Origin of the sequence: Streptomyces himalayensis subsp. himalayensis (genome assembly GCF_013778455.1) — a bacterium.
GTDB lineage: Bacteria > Actinomycetota > Actinomycetes > Streptomycetales > Streptomycetaceae > Streptomyces > Streptomyces himalayensis.
Map to the genome: position 1 here is coordinate 300,823 of NZ_JACEHE010000002.1, position 16,788 is coordinate 317,610.

Sequence of the window (16,788 nt, forward strand, 5' to 3'; positions counted from 1 at the left end):
CTCCATGCGCAGAACCACCACGGCGGCCCTCACCGCCGCCCTCCTCGCCGCGGGCCTCGTCCCGCTGACCCTGGCGGCACCGGCCGCCCACGCCGCCACCACCGTCGCGAAGGACGATTTCAACGGCGACGGCTACCGCGACCTCGCCCTCGGCAACGAGGGTGCCACCGTGGGCGGAAAGACGAAGGCGGGTGCGGTCGTCGTCATCTGGGGCTCCGCGACGGGCCTCGACCCCGCGCGTCGCACGGTCGTCTCGCAGAACAGCGCGGGCATCCCCGGTGCGGCCGAGACGTCCGACTTCTTCGGCAGGGACATCACCACGGTGGACCTGAACAAGGACGGCTACGCGGACGTTCTCGCCAACGCCCCCGGCGAGAACGATGGCGACTACAACGGCACATTCACCGTCCTGTGGGGCTCGGCGTCCGGCCTGACCAGCGGAAGCGCGTACCGCAACCCCAAGTACAAGGACCGTGGCTTCGCCGACGACATCGCCGTCGGCGACTTCAACGCCGACGGCAGGCAGGACGTGGTCGCGGTGGACGGCGACAACATCTGGTACCTGCGAGGCCCGTTCACCAAGTCCGGCTCACGCGGCACCGCCACCAACTTCGACCCGATCGACGGCGAGAACATCTCCCCGGACATCGTCGTCTCCGGAAAGGTCACCAAGGACGGCATCGCCGACTTCGCGGTCCTCGGCCTCGACTGGGACACGGACAGCAACCGTGTCTGGTTCTACAAGGGCGGCTCCGGAGGACCCACCAAGACGAAGAAGGTGAGCCTGCCAGCGTCGGCCTCCCTCATGGAGGCGAGCGGCACCATCGCCGACTTCGACAAGAACGGATACGGCGATCTGGCGGTCGGCGGCCGCCGCTCGGGCACCGGCGGCGCGGTCTATGTCCTGCCCGGCACCTCCACCGGCCCCAGTAGCTCCGTGAAGACCATCTCCCAGTCCACGTCCGGGGTCCCCGGCACCCGAGAGTTCGGCGACTACTTCGGCAGCGACGTCTCGGCCGCCGATGCCAATGGCGACGGCTACCCCGACCTGGCGGTGGGCGTCGCGTCGGAGGCTATCGGCGACACCGAGACACCCGCTGGCGGCGTCACGGTCCTGCGCGGCTCGTCCTCCGGCCTGACCGGCAACAACGCCCGCATGTACGACTACGCCACCACCGGCGTCGACGGCGAGCCCACGGACTACGCCTGGTTCGGCGAGTCGGTCCTGCTGCGCGACTTCACCCGCGACGGCCGCGCCGAACTCATCGCCTCCGCACCGGAAGCGGGCCGCCTCCACATCCTCCCCGGCACGTCCTCGGGTCCGACAGGCACGGGCTCCCTGATGCTCACCACCGAGGTACTCGGCCTGGAGTCCCTCACCAACTTCTGGGCGGAACTGGCGGACTAGCGGCCGCGCAGGCAACGCGTAGCCCCTGTGGTGTGGGGGCGTGGCGCCTGTATGGCCCACGCCCCCTTCAGGCCCCACCTGCCCCATGGCTTCAAAAAAAGATTCATCAGCCACGTACAACCCTCCGGCCCCGACGCGAGTCTCCTGTTCGCCGACCGCACCCGTGAACCCGGCGCCAACTCCAGGCGAATTCCCGGCAAACGCGGGCGGAACGCACCCCATTGACTGCGGATGCCACGCACGGCATCCCCGCATGCAGCAGGAGACACCCGCATGCACAAAAACCTGCGACTCGCCTTCGCGACGGCCGCCGCGGCCACGCTGACGGGCGGGCTGCTCACCTTCTCGGCCGCGACGGCGACGGCCGCCGACTCCGTCCACCACCACGAGGCCGACTTCAACGGCGACGGTTACGGCGACCTCGCCTACTCCGCCGGTTCGTCGACCGTCGGCGGCAAGAAGGGCGCCGGCAACATCGTCGCCCTGTACGGCTCCGCGAACGGCGTGACCGCGACGGGCTCGAGGAGCTTCAGCCAGAACAGCACCGGCGTACCGGGCACCGCCGAGACGAACGACTACTTCGGCTGGATCAACGCGTACGGCGACTTCAACTCCGACGGGTACGACGACCTCGCGGTCTCCGCCGAGGCCGAGGACGTGGACGGCGACACCGACGGCGGCACCGTGCTGATCCTGTGGGGCTCGTCGAGCGGTCTGTCCGGCGGCACGACGATCAAGGACCCGTCCCCCTCGTCCCACGACCGCTGGGGCTCCGTGCTCGCCGCGGGCGACTTCGACGGCGACGGCACGGAGGACCTCGCGGTCGGTTCGTCGTCGAGCACGATCTACGTCTTCAAGGGCGGCATCAGCAAGACGGGGACGTACGGCGGCCGTTACACCATCAAGCCCGCCATCCAGTCCGGCGGCGACACCGGCCCGCTCAACCTGACGGCGGGCGACGTCAACGGCGACCAGAGGACCGACCTGGTCGTCGACGGCTTCGAGACCGACAGCGATTACGGCTGGAACACCAACTTCTACGTGCCCGGCACCGCCTCCGGCCTCGACGTCGACTACGCGCAGGAGGTGAAGCGCGGCGTCATCACCGGCATCGGCGACGTCAACGGCGACGGATACGGCGACATCGTCACCGGCGAGCACTGGGACCCGGCGAAGGACGCCTCCGAGCCGTCCATCCCGGAGTCCGTCACCGGCGGCAAGGTCACCGTCACCTACGGCTCAGCCGACGGGCCGACGACCACCGCGGCCGTCAGCCAGAACACCGGCAACGTGCCCGGCTCCTCCGAGCGCGGCGACTGGTTCGGCAGCGAGCTCTCCCTCGGCGACATCAACGGCGACGGCTACCAGGACCTGGTCGTCACCGCGCCCGGCGAGAATCTGAACGGCGTGGTGAACACGGGCGCGGTGACCGTTCTGTACGGCTCAGCCTCCGGCATGAACACGTCCTCCGGCTACCAGTACTTCGCCCAGTCCACGGCGGGTGTCCCCGGCTCGGACGAGAAGAACGACTACTTCGGCTCCGAGGTCAAGCTCACCGACGTCAACGGTGACGGCACGTCCGACCTCACCGTCGGCGCGCTCGGCGAGAACACCGGCAACGGCTCGGTGACGTACCTGCCCTCCGACGGCTCCAAGATCACCACGACGGGCGCGCGCTCCCTGTCGACCTCGTCGGTCGGCGTCTCCACGGACGCGTACCCCCAGTTCGGCGCGAACGCCGCGAACTGAGGCACCGCTTCACGCCTGCCACCGGGCCCGCACCCCTCCTCCGGGGGTGCGGGCCCGTCCCCCTGGATCAGCACCGGTACGAACCGGCCGAGTGCCCCCCACCTCACTCGATCCCCCACTTCAGGAGACACATGAGCACAAGGCATCCCCTCCGTACGACCTTGGCGGCCGCGACGGCCGTCGCTGCCCTTGCGGGCGGGCTGCTCACGGTCGTCGCAGACCCGGCGACCGCGGCAACGAAGTACGCGGACGACTTCAACGGCGACGGGTACCGGGACCTCGTGACATCGGCTACCCGGGCCACCGTGGGTGCCGCGAAGTACGCCGGAGCAGTCGTCGTCAACTACGGCTCTGCATCCGGCATCAGCTCATCGAGACGCACGGTCCTCACCCAGAACACGAGTGGGATCCCCGGTACGGCCGAGGCGAACGACTTCTTCGGCTCTGCTCTCGCTTCCGGCGACCTCAACAACGACGGGTACGCGGATCTCGTGGTCGGAGCGCCCGGCGAGGACGTCGGCGACGACACCAACGGCGGGACCGCCGTCGTCGTCTGGGGAAGCGCGGCCGGCCTGTCCGGCGGACGGACCATCGGCGACCCCGCCACCTCGGCCCACGACTGGTTCGGCCAGTCGCTCGCCGTGGGCGACTTCAGTGGGGACGGCAAGGCGGACCTGGCCGTGGGCAGTTCGGGCAAGGACATCTGGATCCACAAAGGCGGCTTCACCAAGTCCTCAGGTGCCGCGTCCAGGTACAAGCTCGCCACATCCCTCCAGAGCGGCAGCGGCTTCGGCGCCGTCTCCCTCCTCACCGGCGACGTGAACGGCGACGGCACCGACGATCTGATCGCCAACGGCACGTACTTCCCGAACACGTCCACCAAGTACTACGGCACCCTGGTGTACCTGGGCGCGTCCTCAGGACTCGCGTTCCAGGCCGTACTGGAGAGCGACATACAGGCAGCTGTCGGCGACATCAACGGCGACGGCCACGACGACGTGGTCACCAGCGCTCACTCGGGCGGGCTGGACGGCAACAAGGGCGGGTCCATCAGCACCTACCTCGGTGGCTCCGGCGGGATCGCCACGGAAGCGTCGCAGACCATCGACCAGGACACGTCCGGAGTGCCGGGCGAGGACGAGACGAGCGACAACTTCGGATTCGCGATCTCGCTCGGAGACATCGACGGTGACGGACGCGCCGACGCGGCCGTCTCCGCGTTCTACGAGACCCTCGGTTCCGACACGCTCACCGGCGCCGTAACCGTGTTTCGCGGCGCGGCCACCGGACTGTCCACGTCCAGCGCGAAGATGTTCCACCAGGACACCGCGGACGTTCCGGGTGTGGGCGAGGACAACGACCACTTCGGCTCGGCCGTACGCCTTGCCGACCTCAACGGCGACGGCCACGCCGACCTCTCCGTCGGCGCCGACGGGGAGAACGGCGCAGACGGCGCCCTGTGGAGCCTGCGCGGCTCGTCATCGGGCGTGACCACGACGAACGCGGTGGCTTTCGGCGCTGCGTCCGCGGGCGTCTCCACGTCCGGTTACCCGAAGTTCGGCGGCGGGATGCTCCCGTAGCCGTCGTCGCTCAGGTGCCGTATGAGGGCGGCGAGTCCGGGACGGTCCTTCCACCACCGTGTCGGGCTCGCCGCGTCCCCGCGCGGCACGACGACCGCCGCCACGCCCACCAGCTCGACGCCCTTCGGCCCGTCGGCAACAGGGCTCCCGACCACGGGCAGCCCCGGCTACGGGACGGTGCTGGGCAGCTGAGCCCATACCCCCACACGAATCGGCTGGCGTCCCCGGTACGGCGGAGTCCGCCGACCGCTTCGGCGCGTCCGTACGCCTGTCCGACCTGAAGGACGACGGCAAGGCGACCTGTCCGTCGGCGCCGACGGCGAGAACCACCCGGGCTCGGTGGGCCTGCCGACATCCGGCTACCTGAAGCTGGGCCAGGGAATGCTGCGGTGACGCCGCCGAGGTAGCGCCCCTTCAGTAACGGTCGTGCTCACGAAGATGGCGTATGAGAGCGGCGAGTCCCGGCCCGGTGGTGGCTATCACAGTGCCGGGCTCGTCGCTTTCGCGGAGCCGCAGGGCTCCTTGGAAGGCGGCGAGCTCGATGCAGTTGGGTGCGTCGCCTCCGTCCGAGAACGACGACTTCTGCCACGCGACGACCGCTGTCACTTCGAGACCCCTCAGATGCTCTTCGCCAGTTGGTGGATGAAGTCCCTCGACTCTACGACTCCGAGCGCTGCGCACTCCACGTCGGCGATCACCTTGCGATACAGGCCCAACTGAGCCTCCGCATCCATGAATGTCCCGCCGTGCACGGAGTCGAGAAGCACGGTGTCCAGTTGCGGAACGGGCCCACCAGCGAGCAGCACGGGGTTGCCGATCCAGGTGAAGCCGTCGACGTCGAACGGGACGACTTTTACGGTCACTTGCGGTCGCTCTGACTGCTCAAGGACGTGAAGCAGCTGGCTCCGGGCCACCTTGCGATCGGCGACTCTGACTCGCAGAGCCGCCTCATGGATCACCACCGCGCAGCGGAAAGGCTCGGTCCTTTCGAGCACCTCCTGTCGCCGCAGGCGAAACCGGACTCGTGCTTCCACCTGCTCCTCGGAAAGTGCCGAGACCGCGGAGCCATACATCGCCCGCACCTGCTCCTCAGTCTGCAGCAGACCGGGGATCCGTACGTTCTCGAACGACTTCAAATGCGCGGCGTGGTGCTCCAGTTCGGCCAGGTCGAGAAAGCTGGCCGGGAGCAGGCCCCGGCACTCCTCCCACCAGCCCCGTTCCCGTTCGGTAGCCATGGCCACCAGGGCATCGACGTACGCAGTGTCGGGACAGGCGTACTCACCAGCGAGGTAACGCACGCGCTCCGCACTCACGCCGACTCGGCCCGCCTCCATCATGGAGATCTTGCTCTGCGCGATACCCGTGGCCTCGGACGCCTCCCTGATCGACGTACCCGCCCGTTCTCGCAGCTTGCGCAGCTCGGCGCCAAGCCGCTCCTGCCGGGCGGTGACCACATTCCTAGCTGGCATGTACCCCTTCTTCCCCGGGAGTTGAAGGAACCAAGTATCCCAGTCGAGCTTGACCGGGGTGATAACTCACCCCTACCTTAAGTGACGCGACGCACACGCTGCGGAATCGCCGGGACACCGGAAGCGCACCGCCCCGCCCTGCCATGGCGGTCGCGACAAAACCACCGCCCGACCCCGCCGCGCTCCCCCAACTCCCTCCACCTCACCGGAGTCCCGTATGCCCGAATGCGACGACGAACCATGGGAGTACACCCTCTACATCCCCCACGACCCCCGCGCCGTCGCGATCGGCCGGCGCACTCTCCGCGACATCCTCACCACCCACCGCCTCCCGTCCCTCCTCGAACCGGCCGAACTCCTCGCCTCCGAGCTGTTGAGCAATGCCATCCGCCATACGAAGGGCCCGGCCGCGCTCAAGCTGAGGCGGTCCGGCGGGGCTCTGCGGCTGGGGGCGTGGGACTCGGACCCCACGCCGCCGGAGGCGACCGTCGCGCCACCGCCCGCCGCCGAAGCGGGCCGCGGGCTGCGGATCGTGCGGGCGTACGCGGACGACTGGGGCTGGTTCCAGGTGAATCCGGGGTTCGGCGGCACCTCGGGCAAATACATCTGGTGCGAACTGTGGGCGACTGCCCCGTGACCCGCCGTCGCCGAAAAGCGCCCGCACTGACGTAAGCCTTCCGCGTCCCCCAGAGGTCCCCCAGGTTCACCTCAGGATCCCCGTAAGGGATGTCACAGCTCGGCCGCAAAGCCCACGCCTTGTCCCAGGCTGGGCACGCCACCCGGCGGGACCAGGTACGTTCGATTACGTGGCTGGATTCAGGATCGGACGCGGCCGGGACAACCGCACCCCGCAACAACAACCGCGGCAGCAGCAGGCGCCCGGACAGAACGCCCCGCACAGCGGCGGCGGCCGGGCCCCGTACGGCTACCCGCCGCGCGGCCCGCAGACGCACCCGCAGTACGGCGGGACGCAGCCGGGCGGACCGCAGTACGGCGGACATCAGTGGGCCCAGACGAACGGCGCCGGTGGCCATGGCGAGCCGGAGTACTTCGGCGACGGCGGCCACCAGCACGGACACCAGCAGGGCCCCGACCCGTACGCGGCGGACAACCCCGGTCACACCCGGGCGTTCACCGTCGGCGAGGACCCGTACAACCAGGGCGGGACCTACCGCGCCGGCCAGACCACCGCGCCTCCCGCCGGCCCGCGCCTGCACTGGAAGGAGCTGCTCAGCGGCATCGTGCTGCGCCCCAGCGCGACCTTTCTGCAGATGCGCGACTACACGATGTGGGGCCCGGCCCTCGTCGTCACCTTCCTCTACGGCCTGCTGGCCCTCTTCGGGTTCGACGGCGCCCGCGAGGACGCGATCAACGCCACCCTGTCGTCGGCGATCCCGTACGTCCTCTTCACCGGCATCGCCATCGTCATCAGCTTCTTCGTCCTGGGTGTGGTGACGCACACGCTCGCGCGCCAGCTCGGCGGTGACGGGGCGTGGCAGCCGACGGTCGGCCTCTCCATGCTGATCACGTCGCTCACGGACGCGCCCCGCCTCGTCGTGGCGCTGTTCCTGGGCGGCGACGAGTCCTTCGTCCAGGTTCTCGGCTGGGTGACCTGGATCGCGGCGGGAGCGCTGCTCACGTCGATGGTGTCCAAGTCGCACGACCTGCCGTGGCCGCGCGCCCTGGCGGCCTCCGCGATCCAGCTGATCGCCCTGCTGTCGCTGATCAAGCTGGGCACGTTCTGACGCGACGCCCATCCCTGTTACGGGCCTTACATGGCCTTACCGGCGCCGTCTCCGGCGGCACTATGCCGCCGGGGCCGGGGCCGGCTGGATGTTCTGGGTCGCGTGGAAGATGTTGTGCGGGTCGTACGTCCGCTTGATCTCCGCCAGGCGGTCGTAGTGGTCGCGGTACGTGGCCTTCACACGGTCCTCGGTCTCGCCCTCGCCGATGAAGTTCACGTAGGAGCCGCCCATCGAGTGCGGATGCATCGCGGTCTGGTAGTCGACGCACCACTGCTTGACGATCCCGGCGTTGGCCGGATCGGGGTCGATGCCGGCGAAGACGCCGGACCAGAGGGCGTGCCGGTACGCCCACGCCGTGTCCTCCGGAGCCACGCGGTGGGCCGCCCCGTCGATGGGATAGAGGTGCATCAGCGACAGGTCGGTGGGGATGCGCTCCGCGTACTCGGCGTGCACGTCGATGGCCTCGTCGGTGATCCGGTCGAAGAAGTCCCCGCGCCAGTACCACTGGTAGCCGGGAGGCAGAAGATCGTCGAACATCGACTGCAGCGCGGGATACGGCATCGGCGCGGCGAAGTGGAAGGCTGGCTCGGCGGGCTCGGTCACCGGCGCGAAGGCCTCGTCCACGCGGCCCATGTCCCCCGTCCAGCACCACACGATGCCGGCCATCTTCTTGCCGTGGATCTCTTCCGGGAACGGCGGTTCGGGCGGTACGACGAAGGAACTGAAGAAGCCGTTCAGGTCCTCGGTCGCCTGCGGGATGAAGCCGCGGTACCACTCCAGCACCTCACGAATGTGGTCGAGCGTCCACAGCGTGACCCCGACGGCCACGGTGTGCACGGGGTGGAGCTGGAAGGTGAAGGACGTGACGACCCCGAAGTTCCCGCCGCCGCCGCGCAACGCCCAGAAGAGATCCGCGTGCTCCTTCTCGTTCGCGACGACGAAGCTGCCGTCGGCCAGCACCACGTCCGCGGACAGCAGACTGTCCAGCGTCAGGCCGTACTTGCGGGTGAGGTAGCCGTGCCCGCCGCCGAGGGCGAGGCCTCCGACTCCTGTCCTCGAATTGATCCCTGACGGAACCGCGAGACCGAAGGCGTGCGCGGCATGATCGAGGTCGCGGAGCAGACTGCCACCACCGACCTGCGCGGTCTTCGTCGCCGGATCGACGCGCACCCAGCGCATCGGGGACAGGTCGACGGTGACGCCGCCGTCCACCAGGCACAGCCCGGCGCCGCTGTGTCCGCCGCCACGGACGGCGAGCTCGAGACCGTGGTCCCGTATGAAGTCGACCGCGTTCATGACGTCCGCGGTGTCCATGCAGCGCACGATGGCCCCCGGGCGGCGGTCGATCATCGCGTTGTAGATCTTGCGGGTCTCGTCGTACTCCGGGTCCTGCGGGGAGATGACCGGACCGCGCAGTACGGTCCGCATCGCCTCCAGGGTCGTGTCGTCCACGTTGGCCATGACGATCTCCTTGCGGGGCAAGGTATGGGAACGGGTGCGGGTACGGGTACCGGTCCGTTCTCCGTGACCCTGCGGGCGGTTGCCGGGACAGGTGGCGCGCGCCGGTGCCCGTCTCGTCCGGGTTCGGGGACCGTCCGGGTTCGGGCACCTCATGGGCCGCAGAGCAGAACCGACGCCACACGGCTGACGTCACCAGCGTCCCGCTGTACGGGGGGACTCGCAATCGCCGCCCTCGCGCGGCCCGGGGCACGAGCGCACCATGGGGACATGGGCGGACGCGACGGTGAGGCACACGGGGCCGGCGGTCAGGCACATGAGGCCGACGGTCAGGCACGCGAGGCCGACGGTCAGGCCCACGGGGCCGGCGGTCAGGCACGCGAGGCGGCCGGTCGGGCACGCGAGGCGGCCGGTCGGACACATGAGGCCCGTGAGGCCCACATCAGCGCCCTACGGGCCGTCAGCGCACCAGCGCGCCTCGCCGAGCCCGTCGAGGGCATCAGCCAGGAGGAACTCGCGCTCGCGGCCCGCAACCACGGTCTGCCGCTGGAGGCCCTCCGCTACGACCTGACCCCGCCCGGACTGCACTACGTACTCGTCCACTACGACATCCCCGTCGCCGACGCCGACGACTGGACGCTCACCATAGGCGGCCGCGTACGCACACCGCTGAGCCTGGACATGACGGCCCTGCGCTCGTTCCCGCCGGTCACCCACAGGGTCACGATGGAGTGCGCGGGGAACGGCCGGGCCCGGCTGACACCGCGCCCCGTGAGCCAGCCCTGGCTGGTGGAGGCGGTCGGAACCGCCGACTGGACCGGGGTCCCGCTGCGGACGCTGCTCGCCGAGGCCGGTGTCGAGCCGGACGCCGTCGAGGCCGTCTTCACCGGCGCCGACCACGGAGTCGAACGCGGCGTCGAACAGGACTACCAGCGGAGCCTGCCGCTCGAGGACGCCACCGCCGACGACCCCGAGGTACTGGTGGCGTACGAGATGAACGGCGCCCCGCTCCCCCCGCAGCACGGACACCCGCTACGGCTGGTGGTCCCCGGCTGGTACGGCATGGCCCATGTGAAATGGCTCCGCGACATCGCCCTGACCAGCACGCCCTTCACGGGCTTCCAGCAGGCGGTGGCCTACCGCTACCGCGAGTCGCCCGACGACCTCGGCGACCCGGTCACCCGTATCTCCCCGCGGGCGCTGATGATCCCGCCGGGTTTCCCGGACTTCATGTCCCGGACCCGCGTCGTACGGCCGGGGACGGTCAAGCTGGAGGGCCGGGCGTGGTCGGGCCACGCCCCGGTCACGAAGGTCGAGGTGAGCACGGACGACGGAGAGTCCTGGCAGGAGGCGGAGCTGCCATTGCCGGAGAGCCCGGACGGGGACGACGGCCGCGCAGGATGGGCCTGGCGAAGCTGGCGGACGACATGGACGGCCACACCCGGCACCCATGTCCTGAGTGCCCGCGCCACCGACGCCGCGGGCCACTCTCAACCACTCACCCAGCCCTGGAACCGAGGCGGCTTCCGCAACAACCTCGTCCAGCGGATCGCAGTGTTCTGCCTGCCACAGGGCGACTGAACCGGACAGGCTGGATCACCACCGCCCGAAGTACTCGCACCGCCCGAAATGCGCGGTCCCCGAGGGCCGGGAAAACTGGGTTCATGGCGATAAAGGCAGGCGCATCAGGCAACTCAGGCAAGGCGGCACAGGCGGACAAGGCGGCAAAGGCGGACAAGGCAGCCCTCGAGGGCGGCCCGGACGATCTGCGCGAACAGATCGTGCCCCTTACTGCTCCCGAACCTGCCTCCCAACAGGACCTGAAGATCCCGCACCGCGGCGGCTACGAGCACTACCGCGCCACCCAACGGCAGAAGAAGACGCCGGAGGGAAAGGTGCCGGTCTACGAGTGGTGGGAGCGGACGGAGATCGCCGAGTAGCACGGCGCCACCACCCACCCGTCAGGCGTCAAGAACCTGCCCACCGCGCCGCACGACCGGCGACTGAACACTCCAGGCGTCGTTGACCTTCCGACTCGACGGCGGCCAGCTCGGGAGCCTTCGGCCACTGTTCGACTGGATCAGCGGCACTGGTCATGATCACTCGCACCTCTGCAGTGCGCCGTAGCACCGTTTTCCGATCGTCGCGTCGGCGGCCGCAGTCCCAGGACGGATGCTCAATCGAACTTAGAGCTCGCGCAGACAGGCGCGAGCTCCAAGTAGTTCAACGGTCGGCATCAGGTGTCACGGCGACCCTGCCGGGCCGGAAGAGGGCCAGGGCGAGCATGAAGAACCCGGGTACGAGGAACAGGTCGGCGCTGAGAGCGATGAACTCGACCCTGGTGGCACGGCCGAGCGGGAACAGAACACCGCCAAGAGCGACCAGGACGGCGATCACAGTGGGCGCCAGGCGGGTGAGTCGCAGCGCCAGGCCCATGAGCACGAACGAGCCCGGCAGGATCGGCCCAAGTAACCAGAGCACCAGACCTGTGGCGACCGGGTGCTCGGCGGAGGCGTCGAGGGACTCTTGTGCGGATACGTCGAAGAGCGCCCCGAAGAAGCCCTGCAGGCCGAAGGCTACGCCGCCCAGCATCCCGAGCAGAGTGGCAAGAACTCCTACGGCACCGAGCCACGGGCGGCTCGCGCCGATGCGCTCCCAGACACCTAGCAGGCCGTATGCCCAGATGCCGATTCCGTAGAAGACAAGCATGCCGCCGACGAGGCCATACCGGCCGTCAGACCAGAAGAACGTGGAGAGCGCAAACAGCACTGACCCCACGATCAAGGACGCCAGGCGAAGACGATCGAACATCGAATGTGATCTAGATAACGTGACTATTCTGCCCATATTGGTTCTATGCGGAAGCCTATGGACCGAGAGCCGTTACGGGTAGCTCGACACGCTTACGAGGCGGATGTCGCCGCCAACGTGCCCGTCGTGCGAGTCCCGCAGGTCAGCGCGCTTCCTTCGACGAAGTGATCGGCTCCCCCGACCTACGTACTGGAGGCAGGACGCTCCAGGGGAAGTTGATCCACTCGTCGGTCCGCTTCCACACGTACTCGCACTTCACGAGCGACTGCGACTTCTCGTAGATGACCGCGGAGCGCACCTCGGCCACGGTGTCGAGGCAGAAGTCGTGCACGAGCTTCAGGGTCTTGCCGGTGTCGGCGACGTCGTCGGCGATCAGGACCTTCTTGTCGGTGAAGTCGATCGCGTTGGGGACGGGCGCGAGCATGACCGGCATCTCGAGGGTGGTCCCGACGCCGGTGTAGAACTCCACGTTCACGAGGTGGATGTTCTTGCAGTCGAGCGCGTACGCGAGCCCGCCCGCCACGAAGACTCCGCCGCGCGCGATGGACAGCACGATGTCCGGCTCGTACCCGTCGTCGGCGATCGTCTGCGCCAGCTCACGGACGGCGACGCCGAAGTCCTCGTACGTGAGGTTCTCGCGCTTTATGGGCTCGCTCACAGCGCTCACACCTGGGTCCGATGGAAGTTGACGAACGAGCGCGAGGCGGTGGGCCCGCGCTGCCCCTGGTAACGGGAGCCATAGCGCTCGGACCCGTACGGGAACTCGGCCGGCGAGGTGAGCCGGAACATGCACAGCTGGCCGATCTTCATGCCCGGCCAGAGCTTGATCGGCAGTGTGGCGAGATTCGACAGCTCGAGCGTCACATGGCCGGAGAAACCGGGGTCGATGAAGCCGGCGGTGGAGTGCGTCACCAGCCCGAGCCGCCCGAGCGAACTCTTCCCTTCCAGCCTGGAGGCGAGATCGTCGGGAAGCGTGATGACCTCGTACGTCGAAGCGAGCACGAACTCACCGGGGTGGAGAATGAACGGCTCGTCGCCCTCCGGCTCCACGAGGCGGGTCAGATCGGCCTGCTCGACGGCGGGGTCGATGTGGGGGTAGCGGTGGTTCTCGAACACCCGGAAAAAGCGGTCGAGACGCACGTCGATGCTGGAGGGCTGCACCATCGATTCGTCGTACGGGTCGATGCGCACACGCCCCGCGTCGATCTCGGCCCGGATGTCCTTGTCTGAGAGAAGCACGTCCTGAGGATACGCAGAGGGCGCGGGCTCGCCGAAACGCGGTCACCGCGACACTGCGACGGACCCGCGCTCCTCGGACGTACGTACGCGCGTGCCGCTAGCGCTTCTCGAGCGCCACCGGGACGGCGTTCCTCAGCCGGGAACACCGCGGACACCGGATGAGCCGGCCGGGGCCGAGCCGGTCGGCCTGCTGCATCGGGAACGAAGAGGTGCTGAACACGTGCCCCTCGGCACAACGGACGACGGTGCGCTCCATCAAGACCTGGAGTCCTTCCCCACGAGCCGCTGAATGACTGCCGCCGAACAACCGGAAACGACTGACGGCGAACGCCACATTACGGGATGAAGAGGACGGCTCTTCAAGCGGCACTCCGGCCACATTCAAGCCCCCGGGCACGCGCGGGTCACGCCCCACCGTACGCCTCAACTCACGCCGTCCGCAGCTGAGTCCGGCCCATACCCCAGCCGCGTCGAAGGCACGTCGGTGTCGTGCCGGCGCCGTGTCGGCGGCCGCGCCCGAGGCCGAGCCCGAGCCCGCGCCGAAGCCCCATCCAGGCCCAGCCCGTTTCCACCAGGTCCAGCCCACATCGGCCCAGGCCCGGACAGCAAGCGAGCCCCCAACGCCTGAGCATCAGGGGCCCTGCATGAGGTACAGTGTGCGACGGTAACGACACCGATCAGGTCGGCGTCTTACGCGGGTGTAGTTTAATGGTAGAACATCAGCTTCCCAAGCTGAGAGCGCGAGTTCGATTCTCGTCACCCGCTCCATGTGAAACCCCCAGGTCAGAGACCCGGGGGTTCTTTGTTGTCTAGACCGGTGGGCGGCTGCCGCACCACAACCGCACCATTAGCTCGCGGCTAGCTTCCGGTGGGCTCCTCCTCGTTGTGCGCAGGGTTGTCCTTGTGGTGCTTCGCACGCTCGGCGCGCACCATCTCGTCGAGCCCGTCCGCCACCTCGCGCTGCCGCTCGTCGTCGGAGTGCTGATAGATCAGCGCAGCCTTCTCGGAGGACTGTCCGGCCCGGACCATGGTGTCCTTCAGCGTCGCGCCGGAACGCGTCGAGAGCGTGTGTCCGGTGTGACGAAGGTCGTAGAAGCGGAAGCCGTCCGGGAGGCCGACGGCAGTACGAGCGCGCCGCCACTTCCGGCCGAAAGAGGTGCGGCGGAAGGGAGCTCCCTTCTCACCGACGAAAAGGAGGCCGTCAGGCCCCTTCTCGGCGTACCAGGCGAGGTGGCGTTTCACCTCCTTCTCCAGGAAGGCCGGAAGAACAACGAAGCGTGCGCCCGCATCCGACTTGGTCGCACCGGGAGCGCGTTTGCCGTTGGTCCGCTCAGGCTCGGCAACCCGGACCGGATGACGAGGGAATCGAGGTCCACGTCCCGGCGCCGCAGCCCGGCCAGTTCCTCGGCGCGCATCGGGCCGTAGGCGGTCAAGCGGAGCGAACGGCCTGGACCAGGCATCAGTTCAAGCGATAGGTGTCTTCGAGCTCCTGACGATCAGCAGGAAGCAGCACGTCAGAGACTTGCAGCGCCTGCCCGGAGGCGTTGCATGCGATGACCAAGACACTGAGCACGGGCACGCCATCCGGCAAGCCCAGAAGCTCGGCTTCACCACTCTCAGGCAGTCGAGCCGAGACCCGTTCCGTCACATGGTCGAAGCGGACCTTCTTCCGGGCTTCCACATGCTCGCGCACACTGCCGCTCAGGGCTTCGGCGCTCGCCAGCTCGGTGTCCTGGACCAGGCCGGCGGGGAAGTACGACGAAATCAACTCGACCGCTTCGCCGCCCTCCTCCACCGGGAAACGGCGCATGAGGACCTTGGCCCGCTTCGGGAGCCCGAGCGCGGAGGCGACCCGCGCCGGAACAGGGACTTCAGCGACTTCGACCAGGCGCCCCGAGGCCCGCGCCTCACCGCGCTCCAGGGCCTCTCGTCCCCGCCGGTCCTTCTGCTCCACGACCTCCGGACGGCCCCGAACGATGGTGCCGTACCCCTGCCGGGACTCCAGCCATCCGTCGCGCTTCAGCAGCTCCAGCGCCCGCACGACGGTCGGGCGGGACATCCCGAAGGCTTGCACCAACTGATTCTCGCTGGGCACCCGAGTGCCGGGCGGATCTTCGTCGCCGTAGAGAGCGGCGTGAAGCATTGCGGCGGCGACCTCCAACAGCTCACCCCAGCAGTCTGGGCAGTGCCGGCCGGGGCCCGCCCGATCGCTCCGGCAGGCTCTACCCTCCCCCGACTCGCCGCAGAGGTCCCGCACACCTTCGCGCTGATCGACCCAAGCCACGGAGCCGAGGGCATCACCCGCCAACTCGAAGAGCTGGTAGGCCACTTGTCACCGGAGTCGATCGATCTCCTGGACGTAGGCGGTGACATCCTTGCCCGAGGCGATGAGCCGACACTGAAGAGCCCGCTTGCCGACGCCGTCACGCTCGCCGCGTGCTGCCAGGTGAACGCCCCTATCCGACTCCTGGTCGCAGGCCCCGGTCTGGACGGCGAACTGCCTCCCGATGAACCGCGCGGAATGCTCGGCTCGCTCGTCCACACCTTCACCGCCAAGGACGTTGAGCCAATCAGCTCGGTCCTGGAGTGGCACCCCTCCGAGGCAACCGGGATGCTCGCGGCGACAGCCCGAGGCGTACGTGGCACGTGCGAGATGCGGGACGCCGGACTACCCGTCCCCCTCACTGACGAAGGGCCGACCGTCCATGAAGTCGACCTGGACGAAACGCTGAGCCGCAACCAGCTGGCCCGCGCCATCATGGCAACCACCACCCTGGACGAGGTAGAGGCACACAGCCGCGAAATCTGCGGCTACTCGGAGATCGACTACGAACGCAACAAGGCCGCATGGCTCAAAGAACAGCCACCGGTGCAGCTCGACCCCCAGGCCGTGCTGTCCGAGCTCGACCAGTTCGAAGCCGAGGCCCAGAACCGCGGAGTCACTCACACGACGTTCCGCCGCATCACCGAGGCACTGAACCTCAACGGCTCCCTACGCGAGGACCTGCGCCAACTGCTCATCAGCAGCCGCCCGGAGAAGTACGACGCACCCTTGTGGCGCATCACATCCACTGCTGAGTAACAACCTTCTTCGGTTCAAGGCCCGCGCACAGCGCGGGCGCGCGCCGCCTCTGCGGCGCGGCCTGCCTCCTGTCTTCGCCCCGGCTGGCCGCGCCCGGCGGCGCGCTACGTGCAGCGGGCAAGCAGGGGAAGCCTCAGTCAGGCCGTAGAGGCCTAGGGGCACGGCGGCATCGCTGAGCGGTTTACGTGGCTCGAGCACGGCCGTCTACGGCCATAGCCGTAGTGCTGTTTACCAGGCCAGCAGCGGG

At 68.7% G+C, this 16,788-nt stretch carries 16 protein-coding genes, 1 tRNA gene and 2 pseudogenes; 10 read left to right on the forward strand and 9 right to left on the reverse strand.

Features of this window, described 5'->3' with window-relative positions:
- The first annotated feature begins 4 nt into the window (after window positions 1-4).
- The 4 genes from H1D24_RS05095 to H1D24_RS05110 all read left to right on the forward strand — a co-directional run bounded on the left by H1D24_RS05095 (window position 5) and on the right by H1D24_RS05110 (window position 4,929).
- Entirely contained in the window at window positions 5-1,408 is a 1,404-nt protein-coding gene (locus tag H1D24_RS05095) for an FG-GAP-like repeat-containing protein (RefSeq protein ID WP_181656150.1), read from the forward strand.
- A gap of 273 nt (window positions 1,409-1,681) precedes the next feature.
- Window positions 1,682-3,157: an FG-GAP and VCBS repeat-containing protein gene (locus tag H1D24_RS05100; protein WP_181656151.1), complete on the forward strand. Its 1,476-nt coding sequence runs from the start codon at window positions 1,682-1,684 to the stop codon at window positions 3,155-3,157.
- Window positions 3,158-3,288: 131 nt separating this feature from the next.
- Window positions 3,289-4,737, forward strand: a complete 1,449-nt coding sequence (locus H1D24_RS05105) for an FG-GAP-like repeat-containing protein (RefSeq protein WP_181656152.1) — start codon at window positions 3,289-3,291, stop codon at window positions 4,735-4,737.
- A gap of 21 nt (window positions 4,738-4,758) precedes the next feature.
- On the forward strand, window positions 4,759-4,929 hold the full coding sequence (locus H1D24_RS05110) for a hypothetical protein (RefSeq protein ID WP_181656153.1): 171 nt from the start codon (window positions 4,759-4,761) through the stop codon (window positions 4,927-4,929).
- Window positions 4,930-5,151: 222 nt separating this feature from the next.
- Here the strand turns inward: H1D24_RS05110 and H1D24_RS05115 are convergent, their stop codons facing one another.
- Together H1D24_RS05115 and H1D24_RS05120 are read right to left on the reverse strand one after the other, a co-directional pair.
- Entirely contained in the window at window positions 5,152-5,343 is a 192-nt protein-coding gene (locus tag H1D24_RS05115; RefSeq protein ID WP_181656154.1) for a DUF397 domain-containing protein, read from the reverse strand.
- An 11-nt stretch (window positions 5,344-5,354) separates the two neighbouring features.
- Complete coding sequence (locus H1D24_RS05120; protein WP_309484207.1) at window positions 5,355-6,191, reverse strand: helix-turn-helix domain-containing protein; 837 nt, start codon at window positions 6,189-6,191, stop codon at window positions 5,355-5,357.
- A gap of 232 nt (window positions 6,192-6,423) precedes the next feature.
- On the opposite strand from H1D24_RS05120, the gene H1D24_RS05125 reads away from it, so the two are divergent.
- The gene (locus H1D24_RS05125) at window positions 6,424-6,843 is read left to right on the forward strand and encodes an ATP-binding protein (protein ID WP_181656156.1); all 420 of its coding nucleotides are present in this window, start codon (window positions 6,424-6,426) and stop codon (window positions 6,841-6,843) included.
- A gap of 169 nt (window positions 6,844-7,012) precedes the next feature.
- A complete protein-coding gene (locus H1D24_RS05130; protein ID WP_181656157.1) occupies window positions 7,013-7,951 on the forward strand; it encodes a Yip1 family protein in 939 nt (312 codons plus the stop codon).
- A gap of 60 nt (window positions 7,952-8,011) precedes the next feature.
- On the opposite strand, the gene H1D24_RS05135 is transcribed toward H1D24_RS05130, so the two are convergent.
- A complete protein-coding gene (locus tag H1D24_RS05135) occupies window positions 8,012-9,412 on the reverse strand; it encodes an FAD-binding oxidoreductase (protein ID WP_181656158.1) in 1,401 nt (466 codons plus the stop codon).
- A 267-nt stretch (window positions 9,413-9,679) separates the two neighbouring features.
- Between H1D24_RS05135 and H1D24_RS05140 the strand changes: the two genes are divergently transcribed.
- Both H1D24_RS05140 and H1D24_RS05145 read left to right on the forward strand, forming a co-directional pair.
- Window positions 9,680-10,990 (forward strand): sulfite oxidase, encoded by a 1,311-nt coding sequence (locus H1D24_RS05140; protein ID WP_220136380.1) that lies wholly within the window; start codon window positions 9,680-9,682, stop codon window positions 10,988-10,990.
- An 89-nt stretch (window positions 10,991-11,079) separates the two neighbouring features.
- Window positions 11,080-11,349 carry a DUF5988 family protein gene (locus tag H1D24_RS05145; RefSeq protein ID WP_309484218.1) on the forward strand — a complete coding sequence of 90 codons (270 nt, stop codon included), beginning with the start codon at window positions 11,080-11,082 and terminating at the stop codon, window positions 11,347-11,349.
- Window positions 11,350-11,632: 283 nt separating this feature from the next.
- On the opposite strand, the gene H1D24_RS05150 is transcribed toward H1D24_RS05145, so the two are convergent.
- The 4 genes from H1D24_RS05150 to H1D24_RS05165 all read right to left on the reverse strand — a co-directional run bounded on the left by H1D24_RS05150 (window position 11,633) and on the right by H1D24_RS05165 (window position 13,715).
- A complete protein-coding gene (locus H1D24_RS05150; protein WP_181656159.1) occupies window positions 11,633-12,220 on the reverse strand; it encodes a hypothetical protein in 588 nt (195 codons plus the stop codon).
- 142 nt (window positions 12,221-12,362) lie between these two features.
- A complete protein-coding gene (locus H1D24_RS05155) occupies window positions 12,363-12,878 on the reverse strand; it encodes a phosphoribosyltransferase (protein ID WP_181656160.1) in 516 nt (171 codons plus the stop codon).
- Between the two features lie 5 nt (window positions 12,879-12,883).
- Window positions 12,884-13,459 (reverse strand): dCTP deaminase, encoded by a 576-nt coding sequence (gene dcd / locus H1D24_RS05160; protein WP_181656161.1) that lies wholly within the window; start codon window positions 13,457-13,459, stop codon window positions 12,884-12,886.
- A gap of 97 nt (window positions 13,460-13,556) precedes the next feature.
- The gene (locus tag H1D24_RS05165) at window positions 13,557-13,715 is read right to left on the reverse strand and encodes a hypothetical protein (RefSeq protein WP_181656162.1); all 159 of its coding nucleotides are present in this window, start codon (window positions 13,713-13,715) and stop codon (window positions 13,557-13,559) included.
- 438 nt (window positions 13,716-14,153) lie between these two features.
- Here H1D24_RS05165 and H1D24_RS05170 point away from each other — a divergent pair.
- Window positions 14,154-14,227, forward strand: a tRNA-Gly gene (locus tag H1D24_RS05170).
- A gap of 90 nt (window positions 14,228-14,317) precedes the next feature.
- Here the strand turns inward: H1D24_RS05170 and H1D24_RS05175 are convergent.
- Together H1D24_RS05175 and H1D24_RS05180 are read right to left on the reverse strand one after the other, a co-directional pair.
- Window positions 14,318-14,892: pseudogene (locus H1D24_RS05175) on the reverse strand (tyrosine-type recombinase/integrase); the annotation flags it as partial.
- Window positions 14,893-14,918: 26 nt separating this feature from the next.
- Window positions 14,919-15,602 (reverse strand): GntR family transcriptional regulator, encoded by a 684-nt coding sequence (locus tag H1D24_RS05180; RefSeq protein ID WP_181656163.1) that lies wholly within the window; start codon window positions 15,600-15,602, stop codon window positions 14,919-14,921.
- A 12-nt stretch (window positions 15,603-15,614) separates the two neighbouring features.
- Here H1D24_RS05180 and H1D24_RS05185 point away from each other — a divergent pair.
- A pseudogene (locus H1D24_RS05185) lies at window positions 15,615-16,541 on the forward strand (DUF1152 domain-containing protein); the annotation flags it as partial.
- Window positions 16,542-16,788 lie beyond the last annotated feature (247 nt).

Excerpts from the sequence above, each read along its gene's own strand:
- H1D24_RS05095 (WP_181656150.1), top strand. The coding sequence starts at position 5 with ATGCGCAGAACCACCACGGCGGCCCTCACCGCCGCCCTCCTCGCCGCG.
- H1D24_RS05100 (WP_181656151.1), top strand. The coding sequence starts at position 1,682 with ATGCACAAAAACCTGCGACTCGCCTTCGCGACGGCCGCCGCGGCCACG.
- H1D24_RS05105 (WP_181656152.1), top strand. The coding sequence starts at position 3,289 with ATGAGCACAAGGCATCCCCTCCGTACGACCTTGGCGGCCGCGACGGCC.
- H1D24_RS05110 (WP_181656153.1), top strand. The coding sequence starts at position 4,759 with ATGAGGGCGGCGAGTCCGGGACGGTCCTTCCACCACCGTGTCGGGCTC.
- H1D24_RS05125 (WP_181656156.1), top strand. The coding sequence starts at position 6,424 with ATGCCCGAATGCGACGACGAACCATGGGAGTACACCCTCTACATCCCC.
- H1D24_RS05135 (WP_181656158.1), bottom strand. The coding sequence starts at position 9,412 with ATGGCCAACGTGGACGACACGACCCTGGAGGCGATGCGGACCGTACTG.
- H1D24_RS05140 (WP_220136380.1), top strand. The coding sequence starts at position 9,680 with ATGGGCGGACGCGACGGTGAGGCACACGGGGCCGGCGGTCAGGCACAT.
- H1D24_RS05150 (WP_181656159.1), bottom strand. The coding sequence starts at position 12,220 with ATGTTCGATCGTCTTCGCCTGGCGTCCTTGATCGTGGGGTCAGTGCTG.
- H1D24_RS05165 (WP_181656162.1), bottom strand. The coding sequence starts at position 13,715 with ATGGAGCGCACCGTCGTCCGTTGTGCCGAGGGGCACGTGTTCAGCACC.
- H1D24_RS05180 (WP_181656163.1), bottom strand. The coding sequence starts at position 15,602 with ATGCTTCACGCCGCTCTCTACGGCGACGAAGATCCGCCCGGCACTCGG.